18 protein-coding genes and 1 pseudogene are annotated in these 25,559 nt (G+C 43.9%); 13 read left to right on the top strand and 6 right to left on the bottom strand.

The features are described from left to right. Positions 1-22: 22 nt before the first annotated feature. The 3 genes and pseudogenes from BN8899_RS09540 to BN8899_RS09535 form a co-directional block, all read right to left on the bottom strand. The gene (locus tag BN8899_RS09540; protein ID WP_065219238.1) at positions 23-598 is read right to left on the bottom strand and encodes an L-threonylcarbamoyladenylate synthase; all 576 of its coding nucleotides are present in this window, start codon (positions 596-598) and stop codon (positions 23-25) included. A gap of 332 nt (positions 599-930) precedes the next feature. Beyond that, positions 931-1,199, bottom strand: a pseudogene (locus BN8899_RS20390) (transposase); the annotation flags it as partial. A gap of 233 nt (positions 1,200-1,432) precedes the next feature. Next, positions 1,433-2,329, bottom strand: coding sequence for a diaminopimelate dehydrogenase (locus BN8899_RS09535; protein WP_065219237.1), 897 nt, complete (start codon positions 2,327-2,329; stop codon positions 1,433-1,435). A 368-nt stretch (positions 2,330-2,697) separates the two neighbouring features. Here BN8899_RS09535 and BN8899_RS09530 point away from each other — a divergent pair, with 368 nt between their 5' ends. From BN8899_RS09530 to BN8899_RS09470, 13 genes are all read left to right on the top strand, one after another. Then, positions 2,698-4,179, top strand: a complete 1,482-nt coding sequence (locus tag BN8899_RS09530) for a S8 family peptidase (protein ID WP_065219236.1) — start codon at positions 2,698-2,700, stop codon at positions 4,177-4,179. A 462-nt stretch (positions 4,180-4,641) separates the two neighbouring features. Then, a complete protein-coding gene (mutA, locus tag BN8899_RS09525; RefSeq protein ID WP_065219235.1) occupies positions 4,642-6,522 on the top strand; it encodes a methylmalonyl-CoA mutase small subunit in 1,881 nt (626 codons plus the stop codon). Positions 6,523-6,553: 31 nt separating this feature from the next. Continuing rightward, positions 6,554-8,710 carry a methylmalonyl-CoA mutase gene (scpA, locus tag BN8899_RS09520; protein WP_018337785.1) on the top strand — a complete coding sequence of 719 codons (2,157 nt, stop codon included), beginning with the start codon at positions 6,554-6,556 and terminating at the stop codon, positions 8,708-8,710. Positions 8,711-8,933: 223 nt separating this feature from the next. Beyond that, entirely contained in the window at positions 8,934-9,503 is a 570-nt protein-coding gene (locus BN8899_RS09515) for an RNA polymerase sigma-70 factor (RefSeq protein WP_065219234.1), read from the top strand. A 57-nt stretch (positions 9,504-9,560) separates the two neighbouring features. Next, on the top strand, positions 9,561-10,721 hold the full coding sequence (locus BN8899_RS09510) for a FecR family protein (protein ID WP_065219233.1): 1,161 nt from the start codon (positions 9,561-9,563) through the stop codon (positions 10,719-10,721). Positions 10,722-10,834: 113 nt separating this feature from the next. Then, complete coding sequence (locus tag BN8899_RS09505) at positions 10,835-14,326, top strand: TonB-dependent receptor (protein WP_065219232.1); 3,492 nt, start codon at positions 10,835-10,837, stop codon at positions 14,324-14,326. A 224-nt stretch (positions 14,327-14,550) separates the two neighbouring features. After that, positions 14,551-16,290, top strand: coding sequence for a RagB/SusD family nutrient uptake outer membrane protein (locus BN8899_RS09500; RefSeq protein ID WP_231932313.1), 1,740 nt, complete (start codon positions 14,551-14,553; stop codon positions 16,288-16,290). 31 nt (positions 16,291-16,321) lie between these two features. Then, positions 16,322-17,689, top strand: coding sequence for a DUF4959 domain-containing protein (locus tag BN8899_RS09495; protein WP_065219231.1), 1,368 nt, complete (start codon positions 16,322-16,324; stop codon positions 17,687-17,689). A gap of 16 nt (positions 17,690-17,705) precedes the next feature. Continuing rightward, positions 17,706-19,235 carry a DUF4998 domain-containing protein gene (locus BN8899_RS09490; protein WP_065219230.1) on the top strand — a complete coding sequence of 510 codons (1,530 nt, stop codon included), beginning with the start codon at positions 17,706-17,708 and terminating at the stop codon, positions 19,233-19,235. Between the two features lie 82 nt (positions 19,236-19,317). Continuing rightward, positions 19,318-19,836, top strand: a complete 519-nt coding sequence (locus BN8899_RS09485; RefSeq protein WP_065219229.1) for a hypothetical protein — start codon at positions 19,318-19,320, stop codon at positions 19,834-19,836. A 47-nt stretch (positions 19,837-19,883) separates the two neighbouring features. Continuing rightward, complete coding sequence (locus BN8899_RS09480) at positions 19,884-21,047, top strand: MalY/PatB family protein (protein WP_065219228.1); 1,164 nt, start codon at positions 19,884-19,886, stop codon at positions 21,045-21,047. Between the two features lie 102 nt (positions 21,048-21,149). Continuing rightward, positions 21,150-21,986: an ATP-binding protein gene (locus tag BN8899_RS09475; RefSeq protein ID WP_065219227.1), complete on the top strand. Its 837-nt coding sequence runs from the start codon at positions 21,150-21,152 to the stop codon at positions 21,984-21,986. A gap of 95 nt (positions 21,987-22,081) precedes the next feature. After that, entirely contained in the window at positions 22,082-22,702 is a 621-nt protein-coding gene (locus tag BN8899_RS09470; protein ID WP_018337796.1) for a trimeric intracellular cation channel family protein, read from the top strand. 77 nt (positions 22,703-22,779) lie between these two features. Here the strand turns inward: BN8899_RS09470 and BN8899_RS09465 are convergent, their stop codons facing one another. Genes BN8899_RS09465 through BN8899_RS09455 form a run of 3 tightly spaced genes read right to left on the bottom strand, consistent with a single transcriptional unit; the run spans position 22,780 to position 25,559 of the window. Then, entirely contained in the window at positions 22,780-23,322 is a 543-nt protein-coding gene (locus BN8899_RS09465) for a hypothetical protein (protein ID WP_065219226.1), read from the bottom strand. Between the two features lie 12 nt (positions 23,323-23,334). Continuing rightward, on the bottom strand, positions 23,335-23,991 hold the full coding sequence (locus BN8899_RS09460; RefSeq protein ID WP_065219225.1) for a hypothetical protein: 657 nt from the start codon (positions 23,989-23,991) through the stop codon (positions 23,335-23,337). 26 nt (positions 23,992-24,017) lie between these two features. Then, positions 24,018-25,559: a RagB/SusD family nutrient uptake outer membrane protein gene (locus tag BN8899_RS09455; RefSeq protein ID WP_065219224.1), complete on the bottom strand. Its 1,542-nt coding sequence runs from the start codon at positions 25,557-25,559 to the stop codon at positions 24,018-24,020.

The raw sequence follows: 25,559 nt of genomic DNA, 5'->3' as shown, positions 1-25,559 counted from the left end.
AAACAATTGAAAATTGAAATAACTACTTCCTGATGATTTGAATCTCGCCTCCGGCACCCAGCTTGATAATACTCGAGGGGGCGGGATTAGCGGTTTCATTCCTGCGGAAATCCACGACGTAATCGACAGCCGATTTCACGGTATCGCTGATCTCGGCAAAACACTTCGGGGAAGGTTCCCCGCTGATGTTGGCAGAAGTCGACACGATAGGTTTACGGAAACGGTAAAGCAACGCTTTCGTGAAAACCTCCGAGGTAATCCGGATACCGATTGTCCCGTCCGCCGCAATCAGATTCTTCGCCATATTCTTCGCCCCCGGGTAAATAATCGTCATCGGTTTATCGTTTACTTCCAGCAAATCGTAAGCGACATCAGGCACCTCCACGTAAGAAGCCAGTTTCCCAACATCATCCAGCAGCACGAGCATCGCTTTCGAGTCCTCCCGGCGCTTCAACTCGTACACTTTTCTCACCGCCTCCTCGTTCGTGGCATCACACCCGATGCCCCATATCGTGTCCGTCGGGTAAAGAATTACCCCACCATTTCTTAAAATTTCGCAAGCCTCGCAAACTTCTTCTTTCAATTTCTCATCATTCATGAAACCTGATTCTAGTATAGATGGAACGAAAGTACGAAGTTTATGGCAGAATCACAAATACAGGAAGAAAATAGAGGTTTCTCGCGAGAATAATAGTGATAACCTGTAAAAATCCATACTGAAAATAGTATTACTTCCGTGTGAATTCCGTATAAATTCCGTCATGAACGCTATAGAAACCCTATAAGAACCCTATATAAATAGCGTTCTTATAGTATAGCTATAACTTATAAATAATACTTTTACCGGAATTAATACGGAATTCACACAGGTGTAATACTTAATTTATGTAGTACTTCTATACATATCTGGTAGTTACACATTAGAAAATCAAATCCAAAGAACCATTCCATCGAGCATTTCCCCCTCTCGGAAAGCCACTGAAATGTCTTATGAATCAATACTCATTGGTTACGGCACACACGCAAGGGAGTGAAATCTGCAAAGAGATACCCGTGCAGGTTCCTAAAAGCACCTCTTTGATGAAGATTGCCCATGGGAGTAACATCCGGTTGGATTTGTTACGATGCTTATGGGATGTATCCTTAAGCATATACTTTTCTTATTGGATTGCAAATTCCTCGCAAAAATCGTCAGCCATACAATAAATCTCTGTAATTTTAGCCTCCAAGAACCTAGTGGTAATAAAAAAGTCATACTTTGTTTTGCAATCTAGACAATATGAATAAATTATTGAAATATACTGCCAAACAGGAAATGTTTTAAATTGAAACCCTACAGAAATCCTATTGCAATAGGGTTTCTGTAGGGTTCATGAAATAAGGTTCTATGATCAACCTTACAAAGCGTGTATGCTATGTTCGCGAGGCAGGGCTACACCAAACGTTTGATTAACTCCGTACGATCGCCGTGCAACATATCGATCACCGGAATCTCGATCAAGGAGTAGCATCCCGGTTGTTGCTTCATGGAAGCGCGGGCAGTAGCCACTAGAATCTGCCCCGTCAGTGCCGGGTTATTGATTTTCATATCGAATTCGAACAATTGATTTTGCGTCTTGCCGGACACGCCTTTGCGGGTAAGGTTCACGCCATGCCCCATATCTTTCAGGTTATCCACGCACTCTACCTGCATCACGTGTGTTTCGTCGTGCACGAAATAGGGATCGGCTTTGATGGTTTCCGCCACGGTCTTGAAGTCGTACCCATCCTCCAACTCGATATATACCATGCGGCGATGGATGCCCGTACCCACGGGAATCGTCATGGAAAGGGCGGCTTTCACTCCTTTCACGGCTTTCACGGCAACGGTATGCCCCATGCTCATGCCTGGTCCGAAGTTTGTATAGGTAATTCCTTTCGGGGCACAAGCCTCCAGGAGGGCACGTACCACGGAATCGCTTCCCGGGTCCCAACCGGCAGAAATAACGGCAACTTTCCCGTGTTTCCGTGCCACTTCACCCAAACGCCGGTGCAAACCGGTAATTTCCGTGTGAATATCAAAACTATCCACCGTATTGATCCCCATGGCTAAGATTCGAGAGGCATAAGCCTCCACGCTACGAGTGGGGGTACATAAGATTGCCACATCGACATCCTTGATTTGAGCAATATCCGACACGACTATATAGTCTTTCAACTCCGCCGGAACATTCGTCGCATCCCGGCGTACCACTCCTGCTACTTCAAAGTCGGGGGCTGTCACCAGTGCATCCAGCACGTAGTGACCGATATTGCCATACCCGACGATGGCTGCTCTAATTTTCTTCATTTGTTTTTTGCTTTTAAAATTAACGTCGCAAATTACGAAATAATATTTTTCCGACAAAAGACAAGCACATGGAATTCACCCGGTTGTTAAATATTCTACACCTGTTTTCCCGGATAAAAAAAATTCAACACCCACGCAAGGCTTTATCTCCCCTATACATTCTCTTGTACCAGGGCATTATTCTAATGCAAGAGGAAACACAAGGCAATCGATAAGAAAGTAGGGACTATATAAAAAATAGTTAATTCATAAAGTCATGATAGACCTTTTCAAGATTTTCCGGTATTCTAAATAAAATAAAGATACAATCCTTGTTTCATCAATGGACGATGTGTCGAGTGTGTTATATATAATTTCAAATAAATGGTATGAAGATCACAGTATTTATTTTAGCCGTACTTTTCTGTATGGCAGGAAGGGGTTCCGCTCAGGTTAATGGAGGTGCCGGTTCGACAATTTTCAAGGAGATAAAGAAGCCACCTCTGGATTGGGCGTTACTCTCGTTTTCAACGGATTCCGTGTACGGGATGGAAGTCAACCGGGCTTACGAGTTTTTAAAGAATAAACCGAAAAAAAGGAAAGTAATCGTGGCAGTCATTGATTCGGGAACGGACATAGACCACGAGGATTTGAAGGCGAATTTGTGGGTAAATCCGAACGAGATTCCCGGGAATGGCATAGACGATGACGGGAATGGTTACGTGGATGATATTCATGGCTGGAATTTCCTGGGCAAAAGCGACGGCACGGTGATCGGTCGAGGGATGGATGAGAGGAACCGGTATTTCATGCTGAATCGTGAACGTTACGATGAGTTATTCTCGAAAGAACGGAATAAACGGGAAGAAAAGGAATTGAGCCGGTTGCGTGATCTTTTTCAAACATCTGCCGTGGGAAAGAGATATCTTGAAGTGGAAAAGGCAAAAGAAGAAGGCAACGAAGCAGAGATTGCGAAAGCGGAAAAAATGTTCACGGATTTGTTCGGCCCCATGCAGGATCACCGACCGCAGATCGGGGATAATCTGGAAAAAGTGAATGATCGTTATTACGGGAACAATACCCTTTGGTCGGCTTCGTTGCATATCCGGGTACGGGATCACGGCACGCACGTCGCCGGGATCATCGGTGCCGAACGGGGAAAGGGCATCGGGATGGACGGGGTTGCCGACCACGTGGAGCTGATGATTGTACGGGCAATCCCGGATGGAGACGAGTATGACAAGGACGTGGCGAATGCCATTCGTTACGCGGTGGACAACGGGGCAAATATTATAAACATGAGTTTCTCGAAGTGGATGTCACCACGGGAGAAATGGGTACAGAAGGCGTTGGCATATGCCGAGAAGAAAGGTGTTCTGCTCGTTCGCGGGGCAGGGAATAGCAGAATCAACGTGGATAGTGTAATTCTTTACCCCCATCCTTATATCGGAAAAAGACGAATCAGTTCGTTTCTGATCGTCGGGGCATCCGATGCGCAAGGTAATCCGGCAAGTTTTTCAAATTTCGGACAGCAGCGTGTTGACGTGTTCGCCCCGGGGGATGCGATTAATTCCACGATTTCGGGGAACAAATACTCCCAACAAGGCGGAACCAGTATGGCATCGCCAATGGTGGCAGGAGTTGCGGCGATATTGATGGCATATTACCCGGAATTGTCAGCCGTTCAAGTGAAAGACATTATCATGCGGACTGCTGTCACCCGGAGAGGCGATACCGTGTCCCGGAGGTTGGGATATTCCATATACAGCGAGAGAGAACAAATTCCTTTCTCGTCACTCTGCATCGCCGGCGGAATAGTGAACGCTTATGAAGCCGTGAAACTGGCGGATCAGATGGTGAATAAAAAATAAAGCGAAGCGGAGAACTAAACTATCCCCTCCAACTCCCCCTTAACACAGGGGGAGTTGGAGGGGATAGTTTACCAAGCATTCAATCTAAAATCGCTCAATTCAAAATTGATTGAGGTTATTTTGAATTCCTGCAAAAATTCTTTAAATAAAAGCACTTGTTACTGGCAATTCTACCCGCATGGAAGAAGTTTTCTGCCAAAAAATCGAACTCTCGGAAGAAAAAATACCTACCTGACATAACCGGAAATTGGCTCCCGTCCGAAATCTCTTACCGGACACGATCTAAAATCTGAAATCATTAAATCTAAAATTAACCCTCCCTTCCAACTCTTAAAAAGACTTATAATGCGATCAATGGGGAGAAATAAAGAAGAATTTCTTTTTTTATTATACAAAAACACCTAATTTTGCTTTTCGTTTTTAATAACAAACAGTTACAGAATAAATACATAAAAATCTATTATGGCAGAGAATGTAAACGAAAAGCTTTTCAATGAATTTGCTCCCAACACGACACAAGAGTGGAAGGACAAAGTCATTGCAGACCTTAAAGGGGCTGACTTCGATAAAAAGCTGGTTTGGAGAACAAACGAGGGTTTCAACGTACAACCGATGTACCGGTTGGAAGACTTGAAAGACCTCAAGAACCTAGAGTGCTTCCCGGGAGAATATCCTTTCGTGAGAGGTAACAAGAAAGACAACAACGAATGGTTTGTACGCCAGGACATCGTGGTAGAGGATGTTGCCGAGGCGAATAAAAAAGCGTTGGATGTTCTGAACAAGGGTGTTGATTCACTCGGATTCGTACTTTCAAATTGCAAGAACTTCACGAAAGCCGATATGGCTGCCTTGTTGAAAGATATTTGTTTGGAATGTATCGAGATCAACTTTGTCGTTTGCTGCAACAAAGTGGCTATCCTGAATATGTTCAAGGAATATGTAAAAGAAAAAGGATTTAACCCCGAGAAAATCAAGGGAGGTATCAATATCGACCCGATCAGCAAGTTAGTCCTGGAAGGCAAATTCTGTGACCCGCACCCGTTCGATGTGGTAAAGGCTACCACGGAAAGCACCGCTGAACTGAAAAACTTCAAAACCATCGAAATAGGCGGATACATTTTCAACAATTCCGGAGCTTCTATCGTTCAGGAATTGGGATTCAGCCTAGCTGCCGGAGTAGAATACTTGGATAAACTGACCGATGCGGGAATGGACGTGAAGGACATCGCTCCCCGTATGCGTTTCCACTTCGCTACCGGTTCAAAATATTTCATGGAGATTGCCAAACTGAGAGCAGCACGTTACTTGTGGGCTCACATCGTGAAGGCTTACAATCCTTGCTGCGACTGTGTTTGCAAGATGAACATCCATGCAGAAACATCTGAATGGAACAAGACCGTATACGACCCGAACGTGAATATGCTCCGCACGCAAACGGAAACTATGTCAGCAACCCTCGGCGGTGTCGATTCATTCACGGTTCACCCGTATGACTATATCTACGAGTGCCATCCTTCCGAACTGGGAGAACGCGTGGCTCGTAACCAACAATTGTTATTGAAAGAAGAATCACACTTCAGCAAGATCGTTGACCCTGCCGGTGGTTCATATTATATCGAGGAATTGACCCAGTTCATCGCCGAGGCTGCATGGAAATTATTCCTGCAAGTACAAGAACAAGGCGGAATGGTGAAAGCTCTTGAATCCGGATTCGTTCAGGCAGCCGTGAAAGCTACCGCGCAGAAAAGAGACCAAGACATCGCCAACCGGAAAGAAAACTTCCTGGGTACGAACCAATTCCCGAACTTCAACGAGAAGATGGACAAGGCTCTTTGCGCTTGCATCCTCGAACCGGAAGACAAAACGGCTCCCGATGCAGTGGTTGAAACGCTGAAACCCTACCGCGGAACTCAAGCGTTCGAGGCTATGCGTATCCGCACGGATATGTTCACCAAAGAGAACGGACACCGTCCGGTGGTTTACATGTTCCCGATGGGTAATTTGGCTATGCGTAAAGCAAGAGCACAATTCGCTTGCAACTTCTTCGCTTGTGCCGGATTCCAAGTAATGGACAACAACGGATTCAAAACCGTGGAAGAAGGCGCTAAAGCCTGCATGGACAACAAAGCCGACATCGTGGTTATCTGTAGTTCCGACGATGAATACGCTACAATCGCACCAGAGGTATATGCCGCACTGAAAGACAAGGCAATCATCGTTGTTGCCGGTAACCCGGAATGCAGACCCCAACTGGAAGAAATTGGTATCAAGAATTACGTTCACGTGAAATGCAACGTGTTGGAAGACTTGAAAGCATACCAACAAAAATTGGGAATTAAATAATTTTAGATTGTCATAAATCATAAATTAGAAGATGAAACCAAATTTTAAAGATATAAATATCAAGTCAACAGAAAAAGCTACCCTTGCTGCCGCAGAATGGGAAAAGGCTAATCATATCGAAAAGAACTGGTTGACACCCGAGCTGATACCGGTAAAACCCGTGTACACGGCTGAAGATTTAAAAGGGATGGAACATTTGGATTATGTTGCCGGTATTCCCCCGTATTTACGCGGTCCTTATTCAGGAATGTACCCCATGCGCCCGTGGACAATACGCCAATACGCCGGATTCTCTACCGCTGAAGAGTCTAACGCATTCTACCGTCGTAACTTGGCTGCAGGACAGAAAGGTTTGTCCGTGGCATTCGACTTGGCTACCCACCGCGGATATGACTCCGATCACCCGCGTGTAATCGGTGACGTGGGTAAAGCCGGTGTGGCAGTGGACTCTATCATGGATATGAAGATTCTGTTCGATCAGATTCCGTTGGATAAAATGTCCGTGTCTATGACCATGAACGGTGCCGTACTTCCTATCCTGGCATTCTATATTGTTGCCGGGTTGGAACAAGGAGCCACCCTGGATCAATTGTCTGGAACAATCCAAAACGATATCTTGAAAGAATTTATGGTGCGTAATACTTATATTTACCCGCCGAAATTCTCCATGAAGATTATCGCTGACATTTTCGAGTACACTTCCAAGAATATGCCGAAGTTCAACTCTATCTCTATCTCCGGGTACCATATGCAAGAAGCAGGTGCAACCGCCGATATCGAGTTGGCTTACACGTTGGCTGACGGTTTGGAATACCTGCGTGCCGGAGTAAACGCCGGAATGGACATCGACGCTTTCGCACCTCGTTTGTCATTCTTCTGGGCTATCGGTATGAACCATTTCATGGAAATCGCCAAGATGAGAGCCGGACGTTTGTTGTGGGCAAAGATCGTAAAACAATTCAACCCGAAGAACCCGAAATCTTTGGCATTGCGTACGCACAGCCAGACTTCAGGATGGTCACTGACCGAGCAAGATCCGTTCAACAACGTGGGACGTACTTGTATCGAGGCAATGGGTGCCGCTTTGGGACACACGCAATCTTTGCATACCAACGCGCTGGATGAGGCTATCGCCCTTCCGACGGACTTCTCCGCCCGTATCGCCCGTAACACGCAGATCTATATCCAAGATGAAACTACTGTTTGCAAATCTATCGACCCGTGGGGAGGTTCTTACTACGTGGAGAGCCTGACTCAGGAACTGGTAGAGAAAGCATGGGCTCACATTCAAGAAGTGGAGAAACTGGGAGGTATGGCTGCCGCTATCGAATCCGGTATCCCGAAACTCCGTATCGAAGAGGCTGCCGCCCGCACGCAAGCCCGTATCGACAGTGGCACACAAACTATCGTGGGTACCAACAAGTATCGCTTGGAGAAAGAAGACCCGATCGATATCCTTGAGGTGGACAACACGGCAGTACGCGAGGCTCAGATCCGTCGTTTGCACGAGTTAAGAGCTAACCGTAACCAAGCCGAGGTTGACGCTGCATTGGCTGCCATCACCAAATGTGCTGAAACAGGAGAAGGCAACTTGCTTGAATTAGCCGTTGACGCAGCCAAAAAGAGAGCATCACTGGGAGAAATCTCAGACGCGTGTGAAAAAGTTGCCGGACGTTATAAAGCAGTTATCAGAACCGTGAGTGGAGTATATTCAAGCGTTGCCAAGGAAGACGAAGACTTCCAGAAGGCAAAACAACTGGCAGACCAGTTCGCAGAAATGACCGGACGCCGTCCGCGTATCATGATCGCCAAAATGGGTCAGGACGGACACGACCGCGGGGCTAAGGTAGTGGCCACGGGTTACGCCGACCTCGGCTTCGACGTGGATATGGGACCGTTGTTCCAAACCCCGGAAGAAACCGCTAAACAAGCCGTCGAGAACGACGTGCACGTTGTCGGGGTATCTTCTCTTGCAGCCGGGCACAAAACCCTTGTACCTGCCGTTATCGCGGAATTGAAGAAATTGGGACGCGAAGACATCCTCGTTTACGTGGGTGGTGTAATTCCTCACCAAGATTATCAATTCTTGTTCGACGCCGGTGCTATCGCCGTGTTCGGTCCCGGTACCAAAGTATCAAAGAGTGCTATCCAAGTGCTCGAGATCTTGATCGACTTGGCTAAGAAGTAATTCAAAGCTAATAAATAAAGAAACAAGGGTGTTCAATAGTTTTTGAACATCCTTGTTTCTTTATTTAGTCACCTTTCGACTTCTCCTTACTGAAAGTAGTTTTATTGCTTTAATAAAACAGATGCAAATAATTATTTTAAATTCAACTATTATTACAAATTCCTAGCGCAAAAATTTGCATCAAACTTGGAGTTCATTACATTTGTAGACACAAAAACGTTATATGAATCCATCTGAAGCGATATTAAATGCCTTTCAAAAGGACGAAAGCGGTGCCTTCCGTCTTCTTTTCGACCGGTACTATGATAATCTATTATTGTATTGTTATCATATACTAAACGACTTGGAGACAGCAGAAGATATTGTACAAGATTGTTTTTTCTGCCTGTGGAACAGCAAACGCCTCAACTCGTTCACGGGCGATCTGGATCGATTCATTTTCAAAATGGTGAAAAACCGTTCGCTTCTTTTCTTGAAAGAAAATAAAAAAAGATATGACGTTCATTCCTCCCTTGCACAGGAAGAAGAGGAATTACTCTATGATGCCCCCACAAGGGATCAGGAAGAAATCGAATTGTTGTACAACACGATAGACCGACTCCCCGATAAATGCCGGAAAGTATTTCTCATGGCATGCCTGAACGACAAAACTTACCAGGAGATTGCTAACGAGCTGGGAACAAGTATCAATACCGTGAAAACTCAGATGAAAACGGCTCTCAAGTTCCTACGTGAAAATCTCCAGGAAGAACTCTTCTTTACTCTTTTATTTTTTTTAACAGAAAAAGTTTGATTTTATATCACCCTCTTTTCCTATATTTTTAATATATAGGAAAAGACTGATAAAATCATGAAAGAGGATATTGACGAAATTATAGCTAACTATTTGAATAAAGAACCATTAACCGAAGAAGGGAAGCAGATGTTTGAGAAATGGAAACAAGCATCCGGGCAGAATAAGAAATTCGGGGAAGTCATACAAAAATTAGAACACCAAAAAAAGATTTTAGACAAGCATCAAAAACAAGAAGTCGTTTTCGAGAAAATTCAATACCAAGTTCTTCAAACAAGGAAAAGACGGCGATTTATCACATGGTCATCCTGTGCCGCCAGTATCATTCTGCTAATCGGCATCTTCAGCATCTCCCGGTGGGGGAACTCGAGCAAACAAGAGAAGGCTCTCGATCAAATATATATATCCGGATTATCTGTCACCAGACCATCCGCAGAACTAATTCTTCCCAACGGGCAAAAACGTTTGTTAGATTCCAAGAATACAACCGTCATTCTATCCGACAGCACGGGAGAAATCAGAACCAAGGAAAAAACATTGATCGTTGAATCGAACAAAATCAAGATACGGGAACCCGAATATTACACGATGAACGTGCCATTAGGAGCGGAATACAATCTGGTACTCTCGGACGGAACGAAAATATACCTAAATGCAGGAAGTTCCTTACGTTACCCGGATCAATTTACCGGGGAGAAGCGAGAAATATACTTAAGCGGCGAAGCTTATTTTGAGGTGGCACACGATTCTCTTCATCCTTTTATCGTGCAGGCAGAGGATGTGGCAATACGTGTACTGGGAACAACCTTCAACGTGAACGCCTATCCCGAGGGCGCATGGATTAAAACTACTTTGGTAGAAGGATGGGTGGAAACACAATGTGGGAATAATCATTTTATCATGAAGCCCGGGATGCAAGTAGCTTACAATAAAGCAACCCGGAAAGCGGAATACTTTCCAGTGAACACGAAACAGTTTACCTCATGGAAAGAAGGGTATTATGATTTCGAGGATATGCCATTAGGAGAATTGATGCAAATATTCACCCGATGGTATAATATCAATATTGAATTCTCGACCCCAGATGTGAAAGACATCAAGTTTAGCGGGCGGCTGAAACGGTACGACGATCTCCGTCCCCTGTTTAAAATGCTAGAATACACTCAAGACATCCGGTTTATCATGGGAAATGGCAAGATTGTAATACAAAAGAAATGAAAATAAAATAGGCTGAAGACTTGATCAATCTTCAACCTATTCTAATAAAAATACATTCCGTACTCCTTGCAAGAAACGAATGTATCTATGTCTAATAATTAATACACAAATCTATGAAAAAAAAACGAGAGTATGCGTTACCAAGAAGTTGGAATTCATCGCAAAAGATGTTAATCTTTAAATTTTTTCTCGGAATTTTGTTTTTCGGGACATATCTCCCGCTTCAAGTAAACGCACAAAATCAACAAAAAACAAAAGTAACTCTTGATATGAAAGACGTTACCCTGAACGAGATTATTGCAGAACTGAAAAAACAAACAAATTATGACTTTTTTTATAATAGTGAATTGGCAAAATCTAAAGGAAAAATCTCAATAAACGTGAAAGACAAAGAGGTTACACAACTCTTGGACGAGATTCTTCCTAAATTAGAATTGGAATACGCCATCCAACAAAACCTCATCTCGATTCGCGAGAGAAAAACAATCCAATTAATCAATGTAACCGGTAAAGTTACAGATGAAAAAGGCGATCCCATCGCCGGTGCCACCGTCATCATCCACGGTACCACCCAAGGTGTTGCGACAGATGCAGATGGACGATATTCGCTACCCGTTAAAGCAGACGACATTCTTCAAGTTTCCTTTATCGGGTATAAAACGGAAACTGTGCCCGTTAAAGGAAAAACAAAAGTAAATATCACATTGAATCCCACGGCTGAAAACATTGAAGAAGTAACCGTTGTTGCTTTCGGTACACAAAAGAAAGAGAGTGTTGTCGGTTCCATCACGACAGTGCGTCCTATGGACTTGAAGACCTCCAGCAGTGACCTCACCGCCGGATTTGTCGGGAAAATAGCGGGTGTCATCGGTTGGAAACAAAGCGGATTGCCAGTAGCTTTAACAGAAGAAGAGATGAATACTAAATTCTATATCCGCGGTGTTACGTCATTCCAATCTAAAGCAAATTATGACCCATTGATTCTATTAGACGGGGTGGAAGCCTCCAAATTAGATTTGGCACGTATCGCTCCTGAAGACATCGAAAGTTTCAGTGTGATGAAAGATGCTTCGGCAACGGCAATGTACGGGGCTCGAGGGGCTAACGGGGTCATACTGGTAACGACCAAAAAAGGAGAAGAAGGTAGCGTATACACGACTGCCCGCTACGAAATGGTTACCAGCATGCCAACCAAAGAAATAGAGGTCGTAAACCCTATTGACTATATGAGATACTACAATCAAGCCCTCATTAGTCGTTCCAATTCCGCAACCCCTAAATATAGCGTGGAACATATTAACCGCACAGCCTCTGGCAAATACCCGTCTTGGGTTTATCCCGCAAATGACTGGTACAAAACCATGTTTAAAAAACAAAACGTCAACCACTATGCAGGAGTTTCCATCCGAGGAGGTTCTAAAGTAATACAATATTACGCTTCCGTCAATTATAATTACGATCAAGGGATGTTAAAAACCGATCGTTTGAATCAATTCGATTGCAACATCTCGAATCACCAAATTGGTTTCCGAACAAATTTGAACATCAATTTACACGCAGGAATCAAGTTAATAATCAATTCGTCAACTACTTTGGACAAATACCATGGTCCGCTGGTAAACACACAAACCGTGTACTCTTATGCATTCAATGCCTCCCCCGTGGACTTCGCACCTCTCTACCCGGGAGATGAAACTTACGGCTGGCCCCATCTCCGGTTCGGGACTACCTCTGCCGGGACCAATGGAAGCGTAAATCCCTATGCCTTAGTACAACTAGGATACAACGAACGGACCCGCTACTCCACGATCAACAAAGCCGAATACATCCAAAACCTTTCATTTCTCGTGAAAGGCTTGGAATTACGCTTGAGTGCATCACTCGTTCAAAGCGGATTATATAATCAAGCATTCAAGACAACTCCTTATTTTTATTACTTGGGAAGTTATGACCAAGAAACAGGCAAGCACACTCTCGTTGAAGATGCACATAACAATCAATCTTCAAGGACACTGACGGCAACCGAAAAAGGAGCTTCCAGCGATACCCGCATCACTTACGAAGGTCGCCTCTACCATACCGCGGCTTGGGGAGATCACTCAACATCATTAACAGGGGTATTCCAAATGTACGAGCGCACGTTTAGTCCCGTTTCGGATGTACTGAACGGGCAACCACAACGTAATCTTAACTATTCTGCCCGTGCCTCATACGGGTACAAAGACCGTTATTTCATTGAAGCAAGCGGCTCATACAATGGCTCCGAGCGTTTCGCAAAAAACAATCGAATGGGATTCTTCCCCTCTATCGGAGGAGCCTGGGTTGCTTCCAGTGAAAAATGGATGCAACCGATCGCCAAAATAATCTCCTACTTAAAGTTCCGACTCTCCTACGGTCGGGTTGGTAATGACGGCATCATCAGTACTCCCCGTTACGTGTACCTCCCGCAACTGGGAACGATCAACTCTTCCGAATTTCGGGGAACAGTTGCGGCAAGTCAAGGAACTAAAGATCCGGTACCTTACCCACAAGATTTCTTCTACCGCAAAGCCATGGTTTCTTACGCCAATGAACAGATTCAATGGGAAGTAGCTGAAACAACAAACTTGGGTATCGAAACCAAATTTTTTAACGGGCTATTCGAACTTCAAGCTGACATATATCAAGAAATTCGCCACAATATCATCTCCCAACGCGTTATTATCCCCGCCACTATAGGTATCGAAGCTCCTCCACTAGACAACATCGGTTCAACCCGTTCACGAGGCTTTGATATCTCCAGTAAAATCCAACATTCATTCAGCAATGACTTTTGGATAATCTTAAACGGAACTTTAACATACAATAAAGTCACTTACAAGAACATAGAAGAAGCTATCAACACTCCGGATTGGCAACGCAAAGCCGGCAAAGAAATCAGCCAATCCATAGGATATATAGCCGAAGGACTTTTCCGCGATCAAGCAGAGATCGATAACTCTCCCCGCCAAGATGGAGACGTAATGCCCGGAGATATTAAATACCGCGATGTAAATGGAGACGGGACAATTTCTGTCGAAGATGCCGTCTTCATCGGCTACCCGGAAAACCCACGTTTAGTTTACGGATTCAGTGGTTTTATTAACTACAAGAATTGGGAATTCAATTTTTCATTCCAAGGTTCCGGGAAACGCTCATTCTTCATGAACCCGGTTGCCCTCAGCCCATTCTATCGCGACCACGCAATGCTAAAAGTTATTGCAGATGATCATTGGAGCGAAGACAACATGGCAAAAAAGACTTTCTGGCCCCGCCTTTCCACGTACTCAATTGCGCAACATAATCCAGAAGAAAACTGGTATAACCAAGAAAATACAGAAGTCCGTAAAAGTACATATTTTATGCGAGAATGTAAATTCCTTCGTTGTACCGCTTTATCATTAGCGTACAATTTACCGAAGAAATGGTTGAATAAAATCAATTTACAAAATGCGAAACTCTCGTTCACCACGAATAATCCATTTTGTTTCACGAATTTCAAGATCTGGGATGTCGAATTAGGTAATGACGGTTTTAACTACCCGATCCAGAAAACTTATTCCGTAAGCCTAAGTGTTAACTTTTAACCCTCAAAGAATATGATAACAAAAAAATATTTATTACGCCACCTAATATTTATATCATTCGTCTTTCTCGCCGGATGTGTAAATTACCTTGATGTCGTTCCGGAAAACGACGTGGAAACAATAGATACCGATTTTGAAAAAAAGAGAATGCTGAAGCATGGCTCAAATCCTGTTACGTAGCCCTAATCATCAATGAAGGAGAATCTACCAATGGTCCCGCCCGTTTGGGTGCCGATGAATTCTGCGGCGGCGAATATGCAAGAAGCAACACATACGGCAATCTAGACGCTCTATTTATCGGGGACGGGTTACAATCGGCACAAAACCCTTATTTTAACGTGTGGCACAAACAACAATACTTTGCAGCGATCCGTTATTGTAACATTTTTCTCGAAAAAATAGATGGAGTCTACAACATGAAGGATGACGAGAAAAGAGTATGGGCAGCCGAAGTTAAAGCTGTAAAAGCTTTTTACTATTTTGACTTGATGCGTCGTTACGGTCCGATCGTTTTAATGGATAAAAACATAGACCCGAATTCAAATTCAAGCGCCATGCAATTATCTCGCCGCCCGATAGACGAATGCGTGAACGCCATCGTGAAATTATGCGACGAAGCCATCACCGAATTACCATATATGAAAAATAAAGAGGAAACACACAAACTCTATTTCAACAAAGAGGCTGTCGCCACGCTAAAAGCTTTGACACTACTCTATGCCGCCTCCCCTCTATTTAACGGTAATATCATGCTAAAAGACTTCGTGAATAGAAACGGAGAACAATTATTCCCTGATTACGACAAAGAAAAATGGAGAAAAGCTGCCGAGGCATGCGACTCGGCGATACTAATTTGCGAAGAAGCCGGCAAGACATTGGTTAGCGGTTCCACCAAACGTCCCACGAAAATGCTCAACACGATGCTGGATATCGAACGCACGTGGATTGGCGACCAATACGACAGTGAAGAAGCAATACTTACTGTCAATAACTTTCGCGATAGACTCTCGTTCTACACGTTACTCTACACGAACCCAAGAAATTCACTATACTATGACCTGAACAGCCAAGGATGCCTAGGAGCACCGATCAAGATGGTAGAAATGTTTTACACGGAACACGGACTTCCCATTGAAGAAGACAAACAATGGCTTACCTCGAAGTATCTCATGAGCAAAGAAGCGGACGAACGTTACAAACATGTAGTCCCGATGGATCAAAATATATTGAACTTGCATCGCCGCCGAGAACCCCGATTTTATGCCATGATTGCCGCCGACCGCACCATTTGGTACCGGAAACACAAAAAGAATAACTCGGAAGTAGATTACCAGGACTTAACCGTCATGGCACGCCAAAAAGAAGTCATGGGGACAGAAACAAAACGCTATGATGAATCTTTACCGCAAAATATCACGGGTTACTGGATCAAAAAAGGGCTATCCTCGGAAACCCCCTTTGCCCAATATCACAACAGCCTAGGTACGGCAAGAATCGGATACATTTTCCGTTTAGCAGAACTCTATTTAGCCGCAGCCGAAGCCTGGAACGAATACCTGAACACCCCGGATAGTCGAGTCTATGATCCCTTGGACAAAGTACGCGAACGAGCAGGTATCCTCAAAGTACGAGATGCTTGGGGAATCTATGCGAAAAATCCGAATACAGTGTCCACGCAAGCCGGTATGCGTAAAATCATCCAACAAGAATGGAACATCGAGTTTGCGTTCGAAGGGCGTCGTTACTGGAATCTTCGCCGCTGGATGACCGCCCCGGAAGAATTAAACACTCCTCAATACGGATGGAATGTATTATCTTCAACGGAAGAAGGATTTTACTGCAACTTCGAGAAACCCATAATTGTATGGAAAAAACGCAAATTTGAAGCCCCCAAGGATTATTTTTTTCCTATACGTTCTGAAGAGATTCTAATATCCGGAGTAAAACAAAACCCTGGTTGGTAACATATTACAACTAAACAAAACTATTTTGATTATGAGAAATATAATATTCATATTTTTTATTTTAGGATTCTTGGCTTGTAGCAACGAGAACAACGAAGGCATAATAGCCAAGTTACCGGATGAAGCTTTTTCCTTCAAACCCATTGCCGGAGGCGCCATCATGCATTACACGCTTCCCGACGACCCGAGTATCGTTGGTATCTATGTCCGTTACAAAGATGCCTACGGCAACGACATACTGCGATCCGGCAGTAATCTCTGTGATTCATTGAAACTTATTGGTTTCAATGAATCGCAACAAGACATTCCGGCACAAGTCTCGTTCTATTACAATAACGATCAAGAATCACAACCCTTTGACGTAGCATTCAGCACCCGTGATTCCGGTCCAGTTTCTTTCCTGAAAAACTTAGAAGTTACTTCCAACTGGGGAGGATTTAGTTTAACTTACGACACCCCGGAAGAAACATCGGGCATGGCACACGTGTTTTACTTGGGCACCAACCCACAAACAAATAAACCGGACACCATATTAATAAATAGTTTTTTACTTCAAGAAACAAACGGGCAAGAATCGACAAATTTCAAGGTACAGCAAGACATCGAAGACCTCACCGTAATTGTTCGCACGGAAGACTTCCGCGGTTATATCGTCAACGAGAAAACATGGCCTAGCGTAAGATGCCTCCACTCGACCAAAATGTCCAAAGAAAATTTCACATTCTATTGTGATAACGCAATAGAAGACCCGGATGACAAACTAGGCATCCAATACCTGTTTGACGGTGACACGAAAGGATTAATATGTTGGGAATACGGCAACAAAGGCACTTGTTGCTCCTTCCTCGCCGGTCCGGATGCTGCGGGAGAAAACGCCCATCCCATGTACTTTGATTTAAAAACAAATCGGATTCTGGCATCACTAAGAATTTATAACTTGTTAAAAAACAGTGCGGGTCCCACTTGGCTAAAAGGAGGTTCTAAGAGTTTACTCTGCTTCCAGTATAATGAAAATGAATTACCACGCGAAGTAACCCTTTACGCACGAAAAGACGACGGGACAACTCCCGCATCTTATGAAGAAATAAACTCGCTCGAAGGCTGGGAGGAAGTCGGAACATTCAAACAGGACAAATACCTCTATAGTGAAGACAGATGGTGTGCCACTTGTTGGGGTACTTTAGGCAAGAAAGAATACCGTTCAAAAGAAGAACTAGAAATAGCAAAAGAAGAGTTTCTAGAGATCTCGATTCCGTTAACAGGTCAAGAAGAAGGATACCGCTACTTAAAAATGGTCATCAACGATGTTTTCAACCTGTACATGGACCCGGGTTCCAGTATATATGAAAATTATAACAATTACGTGCAATTCCACGAATTAGAAATTTACACGGACTAAGAATAAATCATTCATTATGGAAATAAAGAAACATATCACACTATTACTCGGCATGCTGGTATTACTTTCCGCGTGCGTGAAAGAGAGTCTAGAAGACACCTACAAAAAATACTCTGGTGACAGAGAAATACGATACATTGGCAAATGCACGGATATATTAGTTCAACCGGGCTGGAAACGCATCATCGTCACATGGAAAAACAACGTAGACCCGACCATCAAAAAAGTCAAAGTAACCTGGAAACTGGATGGAGCCAAAGACTCCGTGCTACTAGAACGTAACACAACGGAGTACAACATCCGTACACTAAACGGGAATCCCCTAGAAGACGGTAATTACGAAATATCCGTGCAAGGAGTAGATGCAAACAATAAAACTTCCATCGTGGATCCCGTGTTCGCACGTCCTTACACAGCTACTCACGAGGATATCATGGCATTCAACAGACTAATATCCAAAACCTATTTCGTGAAAGACCGCCTAATTCTCTATTTTCTCGAATGGCAAAATAGCATAAAAAAAGCTGTACTAAACTACACCAAAGAAGACGGTTCTGCGGGTAAATTGGAATTAACGAAAGATCTTATCAAACAAAAATATTACTTGTTAGAGGATAAAATAGATCCCACGAAACCACTTATTCTAGAACGCACGGGAGAATTACAAGATTGTTCTGACATCATTGAATTCGATCCGTACGAATTTTACTCGGACAAAATATACGAGGCTGATTTCCGCCAAGAAATGAAACGGCAATATGGTTACTCGGAAGAATTACCCGAAAATTGGGTGAATAACGTGGAAACACTTTACTTGGATTGGTCTATCAATTCATTTAATGACCTTTTAAACTTCCCCAACCTGAAAAAATTGGTACTGGGTAGCAGGCGCTACCTCCTAGAGGAAGCGGTTGACGACTCTCAGTATGGACAAAGTAAGGTTAGCGAAGTAGAAGCTTCAAACTTTGTTCTACAAAAATTACATGAATTAAATGGATTGACCGTGGAACGCTACAACAAACACTTCAATCAAATTCGCCCTGCCGAATTCATTGAAGATAAAGGTAACACGAATACAATACCTGATGTCGAATTCATTGATCTATCACAACTGACATTTACCGTGTATCCCAAAGATCCAGAAAATTTCTCTTCCGGGTTAGAACGTTTGACAGACAACGACCACACGACAAACTGGGATCCCCGTTACTCGAACGAATTCATCACGTACGAATTAACTCTCGACCTGCAAAAACAAAAAAACTTAAACGGACTCTGCTTCGTGCAAAAACAATACACGCGTGTAGGAGAAATTGCCATTGCACCGGAGTACATCAAAATCAAAGTATCCAATGACCGTATACACTGGGAAGACGCAACCTACGTGGAGGAAAACATTCTGGGAAAGAGTAACGGTGAAATCAATTTTATTCCTTTCTCGGAAAACGTGAAAAACTCAACATTTAAATACATACAAGTACAAATCAATGCTGGTTTTTACGCCAACACTTATTATTCCGGAGCTGCAGAAATCAGTCTTTACTAAAACATGAAAATTCTACCAAGAGTAAAAAAACTCTTGGTAGAATACAAATAACCCAAATTCACCCTCAACCAAATTTAAATCCATGAAACAGATTATTTTACTATTCGGAATTTTACTCTACATATCTCAACTTCACGCTCAACGTTTCGAAACAATACCTCTCGATGATTCCGGAGAATCTTTTGAAGTGAGAATCAAACATTTTAACAAACTTTTTGGTGATGAACTTAGTGCAGAAAAATTGGCTCCACTCTCAAAAAAAAGTACTAAAACCCAGCAACGCCTAGAAAAGAGAAATCAATATGTTCAAAAGCTATTGAACAAACAATTAAAACAAATTCTCAAACAAATAGGAGAAACCGAAGGTGGTGGTTTTTGGATTACATTTTATATTGACAAAACAGGAAAAGTGGTAACTGTCAAATTCATGCTATCTGCCACTACTTACACGAAAATTCCTACTAAGACATTAAAAGAATTGTACAATATTGCCATAAACGAGCAGTTCGATCCCTCTTGCTATAATTTCGATGACACGCACCTCTACTCTATTGACGGGTGTGACTTGATGAAACGGGCTGTCGAAAAAGAAAAGAAATAAATCAAAAAAGTTTTATAACTTGCTACCCGATAAAATCAAATAAAAGTATGTACAATTTTGACCAGATAATAGATCGCCGAAACACGGCTTGCGTGAAATACGATAACTTGAAAAACGTGTTCGGCAGCACGGATATTCTTCCCATGTGGGTAGCGGATATGGATTTCCAGGCAGCCCCGGAAATTCTGGAAGCAGTACGCCAATGTGGCGAAAAAGGTATTTTCGGATATACTTTCCGAACCGACGAGGCAAAACAGGCTTTTATTGATTGGGTAGCTCGCCGCCACAATTGGCAAGTGAAAAAAGAATGGATGTTGAATAGCCCAGGTATCGTGACGGCATTATCTCTTTCCGTGCGAGTGTACACCCAGAAAGGGGATAAAGTACTCATCTTCACTCCCGTTTACCCGCCATTCCATGCCGTGGTGAAAGACAACCAACGGGAACTCGTGTGTAGCCCTCTGAAAATAGAAAACGGACATTACCGCATCGACTGGAAAGATTTCGAGCAAAAATTGAAAGAAGGAGTAAAGCTGCTTATCATTAGCAACTCGCATAACCCGGTAGGTCGGGTATGGACGAAAGAAGAACTGACCCGCGTGGGAAATCTCTGTTTACAATACGGGGTAACCGTTCTCTCCGACGAGATACACTCCGACCTCGCCCTGTTCGGACACAAGCACACTGTTATGGCTGCCCTATCTCCCGAAATCGCTAATATCACCATAACGATGATGGCCCCCAGCAAGACATTTAACATTGCCGGGATGATGAACTCCGTCATCGTGATTTCCTCCCCGGAATTACGCTGCCAGTTCGAGAAGGAACTCTTGTGCCTGCACTTGGATCTGGGAAATATATTCGGGCATATCACCTTGGAGGCTGCCTACAAGCACGGGGATGCATGGCTGGACGAAATGCTCCGGTATCTTGAAAAGAATATCACCTACACGGAACAATTCCTGCAACGGGAACTTCCCCGGGTAAAGATGATCCCCCCGGAAGGCTCTTTCTTGCTCTGGCTGGATTTCCGGGATACCGGGTTGACACACGAACAGGTACGGGAAAAACTGCTTCATGAAGCGAAATTAGGACTCAACAGCGGAACTGATTTCGGCGAAGAGGGTGAAGGCTTTTTCCGCATGAACATCGGATGCCCGCTCGCCACCGTGCAAGAGGGACTCGAACGAATCAAGAAAGCATTCTCGTAGATTCATAAACTTTACAAACATTTTATCCGAATGTAATAATCATTACAAAATATCGTTCCCTTGTGTCGTATCTTTGCATCAGAAACCATAAAAAACAACAAGATGAAACGAACGATAATCAAGATAGACGAAGAAAAGTGTAACGGTTGCGGCTTATGCGTGCAAGGTTGTCACGAGGGAGCGTTGCAATTAATTGATGGCAAAGCCGTCATGATTAGCGACTTGTACTGCGACGGGCTGGGCGCATGTATTGGAGAATGCCCCGTCGGCGCCATAGAACTGGAAAAGAGAGAAGCAGAACCTTATAGCGAGGAAGCCGTCATGGAGCGAATTGCGCCCAAAGGAGAGCAAGTGATTCTAGCTCATTTGCGCCACCTGAAAGAACACGGAGAAATAGAATTGGTAAAACAAGGCGTAGACTACCTGAAACGCCATAATATAACCGTCAACCTGCAATCACTCCACCAAGAGAAAAAACTCGGGTGTGGTTGCCCCGGTTCCATGGCAAGGGAATTAAAACCTGTCACGAAAGCCGTCCCGGTCGCTTGTGCCGGAAATTCCGAACTCCGCCAATGGCCTGTACAACTACACTTGCTTAACCCGCAAGCCGGATATTTCCAAGGAGCAAACGTATTACTAGCTTCCGACTGTTCGGCTTTTGCCGCCGGAAATTTTCACGAACGTTTTCTAAAAGGAAAAATCCTGGCTATCGCCTGCCCGAAATTAGACCACAATACCGATTCATACGTGGATAAAATCCGTTCCATGATCGACGATGCCAAAATAGATACGCTTACGGTACTTATCATGGAAGTCCCCTGCTGTGGAGGACTTTTACAGATGGCTCTAAAAGCCAGAGAAATGGCTACACGCGACATTCCCATCAAACGGATCGTACTCTCCGTGGAGGGAGAAGTTAAAAGTGAAGACTGGATATAGATTTATACTCCTTTAATATGCTGTAAAACATCGGGAAACGAGTAGAACGGATACCCTTTATTATTATTTTTGCAGGCTCAAAAATAACAGGATATATGCATATTGATTTTACAACCATCATCGATTATATCGGAACTTTCGCTTTCGCAATCAGTGGTATCCGTCTTGCTTCCGCCAAACGTTTTGACTGGTTCGGGGCTTACGTCGTGGGGGCAGCCACTGCCATCGGGGGAGGAACCACCCGGGATTTACTATTAGGCGTCACCCCCTTCTGGATGCATCAACCGTCCTACCTCATTGTCACGGGACTAGCTCTCCTATTCGTCATCATATTCGGCAAATATGTCATTCGGCTAAATAATACCTTTTTCATCTTCGACGCCATCGGTCTCGGGCTATTCACCGTGGTAGGTATCGAAAAAAGCCTGCTTGCCGGATTCCCCATGTGGGTCGCCATCATCATGGGTATGACCACCGGTGCCGTCGGGGGAGTCATTCGCGACATCTTCATCAACGAGGTACCCCTTATCTTTCGGAAAGACATCTACGCCATCGCCTGCATCCTCGGTGGATTCATCTATTTCACCTGTGATGCCTTGGGCGTCGGGCACGTTTCCACGCAAATCGTCACTGCCGGAAGCGTTATCCTCGCCCGGATCGTAGCTGTAAAATACCATATCAGCCTCCCGGTACTGAAAGGGCACGAAGATAAATAATAGCATCCCCGATACATAAACCCGGTATCGTATTCCGAAAAATACAACACCGGGTAAACTTCAACAACACACGAACATTATTTCACGATAATCGTGAAACAATCATCTACATCCTTTGATCGTCCTTCATTCCAAAATGTCAACGAAATGAGATATTTTCCAACAGGGATATCATTCTCCAGAGGGACCTCAATCACCCCATTGCCTCGCACCGATACGCATTCCATTAATTTCGAGGGATCCCCGTTCGTGCTTGTCACCGATTTCACCTTCACCCATATCGGGATCGACCCTTCTACCCCTTCAATAGCACTACCCGTCCAAGGTTGATTATTCAACACCCGATAATAATCTTCTCCCGCACCGACAAGAGTTATTGGCTTCACACCAGGAAAAAACATTTCTATCTGTTCCGGTAAGAATCCCCATTCCAAATACTGTTGGTATTCCGGATTAGGTCCCCAGTAAGGTTCCGTCGTATCCAACTCTCTCCGGATCACCATGGAATCCAACCCATAACTGGCATATTCCGTACTCAAGAAACCGACATCAATTCCCTGACAACCAATCATCAACAAACAAAAAAACATTCCCCATATTCCTAATTTCATTCCTTCCATAGCGACTTTTTTTTAGATTTTACCAAATTCAAAACCATATCCCAAGGCATGTACCACCCCATTCGTGGGTTGAATATCCGGCGATGCAACTTCTATAAGCGCGTTCCTCGTGATCGACCACAATTGCAATGCCACCGGCCCCACATCCGGAACACCTGCCCAATCCGATTTTTCGCGGCATGCCCGAAGCCGATTCCCATCCAAAGCCATAAACTCCATTCCACCATCCTGTTCATCGTCAGAAATTCGATACATCTCGTTCCTGAAACCGATACTATCCTTCACGAACTTCCCTTTTACCACGCATCTCAAAATATAACTCCTGCAAAGATCAACAGGAATATCCCCTACTGTACGGTAAGTAGCACCCGGGATAGCATCTTTTTGCGATTGCAACAAAAATCGCAATATAGAATAAGAAGGCGGTGCCCAAAACGTCATTTCCGGCACACTCTCGTCATTTCCCTCGAATAAATCGACCAAACCTGCTCGTTCTATCATCTCCACCGTCAACTCCCAATTACCTTTATTCGACCTCAAGTAATCCATTATCGTCCCGTCAAAATAGGGATTGGAAACTCCCGTGTATATCACATCCTGCTTCGTGTCACACCCCACGAGGAACAGCAACACCCAACTATTCAATAATATATATCGTAACATCTTCATATTAAATCCTGAATTTCAAATTATTTTTACATCCTTCTAAACCAATAAACATTCTGCCGCATCAACGGGTTATTCGAGAAAGCACTGCTGCCAATACACATAAACAACGCTCCGTCCTTTATATCTTGCTCGCTAAGAGTTCTGAACTTCCCCTTCAACTCCGTGTTCACGTAACCGTTACGAATCACGTCAAAATAACGATGCCCTTCCAACAAAAGCTCTTTTTGCCTTTCCAAAAATACCGTGTAACGCAAATCCCCGTTATCCTCGGAACTATCGTAACTTTTCGCCCCGGCACGCCTCCGGATCTCGTTCAAATCAGCAATTGCACCTTCCGTATCGCCTAACCTTGCCCGGCACTCCGCCCTTAAAAGATAGATATCAGCCAATCGCCACCAAACCCTGTTTTGGTTCAACCCGCACATATATCCCATATCTTTATCAAACACGGCTTCCCTGTATTTATACACGTGTGCGCTACCACCAGCCTTCTCTGCCAATTCATCTACCTTATAAAAGTACGCCTCCTTACGTGAATCTCCATTCGCAAACCACTTGTTCACGGTTGCCACCTTTATTTTATATGCCCCATGCTTAATGCTTTCTTCATTTGCAAAAGGATTAAAAGGATAATTCATGTAAACTTCATAAGCAAGCAATTTCACCAACGCCATCATATCACTGGAGAAACTCAATTCATACTCAAACCCCCTATTTATCGTTTCATATATAGATTCCGGACTATTTTCCACCAATCCCCGGGTACAGACGGCTTCCGGGTTCGGTTCCAAAGAATAAACGCCGGAACCGATAATGCCGCTACAAGCTTTTTCTGCCTCTTCCCACAACACCTTCTCATTATAATCCTGATCCGAAGCAAAATACTTGCAACCGGCACGCCAGGCACAAAGATAAGCATACAATGCATTAGCCGCACCCTTGCCAGGGGTTGCCTTGTTCGCATAATTTTCCCCTTTCCAATTGGTCATCTTGTCAAATTCAGGAAGTATATCGACCGCTTCCCGAGCCAATTCGATGGCATAAGCAGCAACTTCATCCCACGGGGACTTAGCCGTTGGCTTAAAAATCACGTCATCTTTTACCAGCATACAATCCCCCCAACGTTGCACGAGGCGCAAATAAAACATCGCTTTAAAAAACAATGCCTGACCTTTGTAAATATTCCTCCGTTCACGGGACAAAGAAGCATCATCCACCCTGTTCAATATGGCATTAGCCTTGGCTATCCCTAAATAATAACCTTGCCAATGATTTGTATTATAATTCACAATCTCTTCCGAAGTATAATCATTCGTGCATCCCCCCGTTACCCAATCGGCAATTTCATCCACGTAAAAACCTTTTTGCTCCTGTACCAACGGATCATTCATAATACACGTCTGCCTTAATTCTTGTTCGACTCCGGCAATAGCCGATTCAAAATCTTGCGGGGTCGTCAAAGCATTGTTTAACGTCAACGAATTCTCCGGCAAAACATCCAATTGATCATCGCAACCAACCACGCACCAACCCAAAATCAGCAACAATACCACTATTCTCATAACCAT

This window comes from Butyricimonas sp. Marseille-P2440 (genome assembly GCF_900091675.1).
GTDB lineage: Bacteria > Bacteroidota > Bacteroidia > Bacteroidales > Marinifilaceae > Butyricimonas > Butyricimonas synergistica.
Note: the sequence above shows the minus strand (reverse complement) of the source record. Positions and strands in the feature narration are given on the sequence as shown.

Coding starts and splice junctions, on each gene's coding strand:
- BN8899_RS09465 (WP_065219226.1), bottom strand. CDS start 23,322: ATGGAAGGAATGAAATTAGGAATATGGGGAATGTTTTTTTGTTTGTTG.
- BN8899_RS09485 (WP_065219229.1), top strand. CDS start 19,318: ATGAAACAGATTATTTTACTATTCGGAATTTTACTCTACATATCTCAA.
- BN8899_RS09530 (WP_065219236.1), top strand. CDS start 2,698: ATGAAGATCACAGTATTTATTTTAGCCGTACTTTTCTGTATGGCAGGA.
- BN8899_RS09490 (WP_065219230.1), top strand. CDS start 17,706: ATGGAAATAAAGAAACATATCACACTATTACTCGGCATGCTGGTATTA.
- BN8899_RS09535 (WP_065219237.1), bottom strand. CDS start 2,329: ATGAAGAAAATTAGAGCAGCCATCGTCGGGTATGGCAATATCGGTCAC.
- BN8899_RS09515 (WP_065219234.1), top strand. CDS start 8,934: ATGAATCCATCTGAAGCGATATTAAATGCCTTTCAAAAGGACGAAAGC.
- mutA (WP_065219235.1), top strand. CDS start 4,642: ATGGCAGAGAATGTAAACGAAAAGCTTTTCAATGAATTTGCTCCCAAC.
- BN8899_RS09505 (WP_065219232.1), top strand. CDS start 10,835: ATGAAAAAAAAACGAGAGTATGCGTTACCAAGAAGTTGGAATTCATCG.
- BN8899_RS09470 (WP_018337796.1), top strand. CDS start 22,082: ATGCATATTGATTTTACAACCATCATCGATTATATCGGAACTTTCGCT.
- BN8899_RS09475 (WP_065219227.1), top strand. CDS start 21,150: ATGAAACGAACGATAATCAAGATAGACGAAGAAAAGTGTAACGGTTGC.
- BN8899_RS09480 (WP_065219228.1), top strand. CDS start 19,884: ATGTACAATTTTGACCAGATAATAGATCGCCGAAACACGGCTTGCGTG.
- BN8899_RS09460 (WP_065219225.1), bottom strand. CDS start 23,991: ATGAAGATGTTACGATATATATTATTGAATAGTTGGGTGTTGCTGTTC.
- BN8899_RS09455 (WP_065219224.1), bottom strand. CDS start 25,559: ATGGTTATGAGAATAGTGGTATTGTTGCTGATTTTGGGTTGGTGCGTG.
- scpA (WP_018337785.1), top strand. CDS start 6,554: ATGAAACCAAATTTTAAAGATATAAATATCAAGTCAACAGAAAAAGCT.
- BN8899_RS09510 (WP_065219233.1), top strand. CDS start 9,561: ATGAAAGAGGATATTGACGAAATTATAGCTAACTATTTGAATAAAGAA.
- BN8899_RS09495 (WP_065219231.1), top strand. CDS start 16,322: ATGAGAAATATAATATTCATATTTTTTATTTTAGGATTCTTGGCTTGT.
- BN8899_RS09540 (WP_065219238.1), bottom strand. CDS start 598: ATGAATGATGAGAAATTGAAAGAAGAAGTTTGCGAGGCTTGCGAAATT.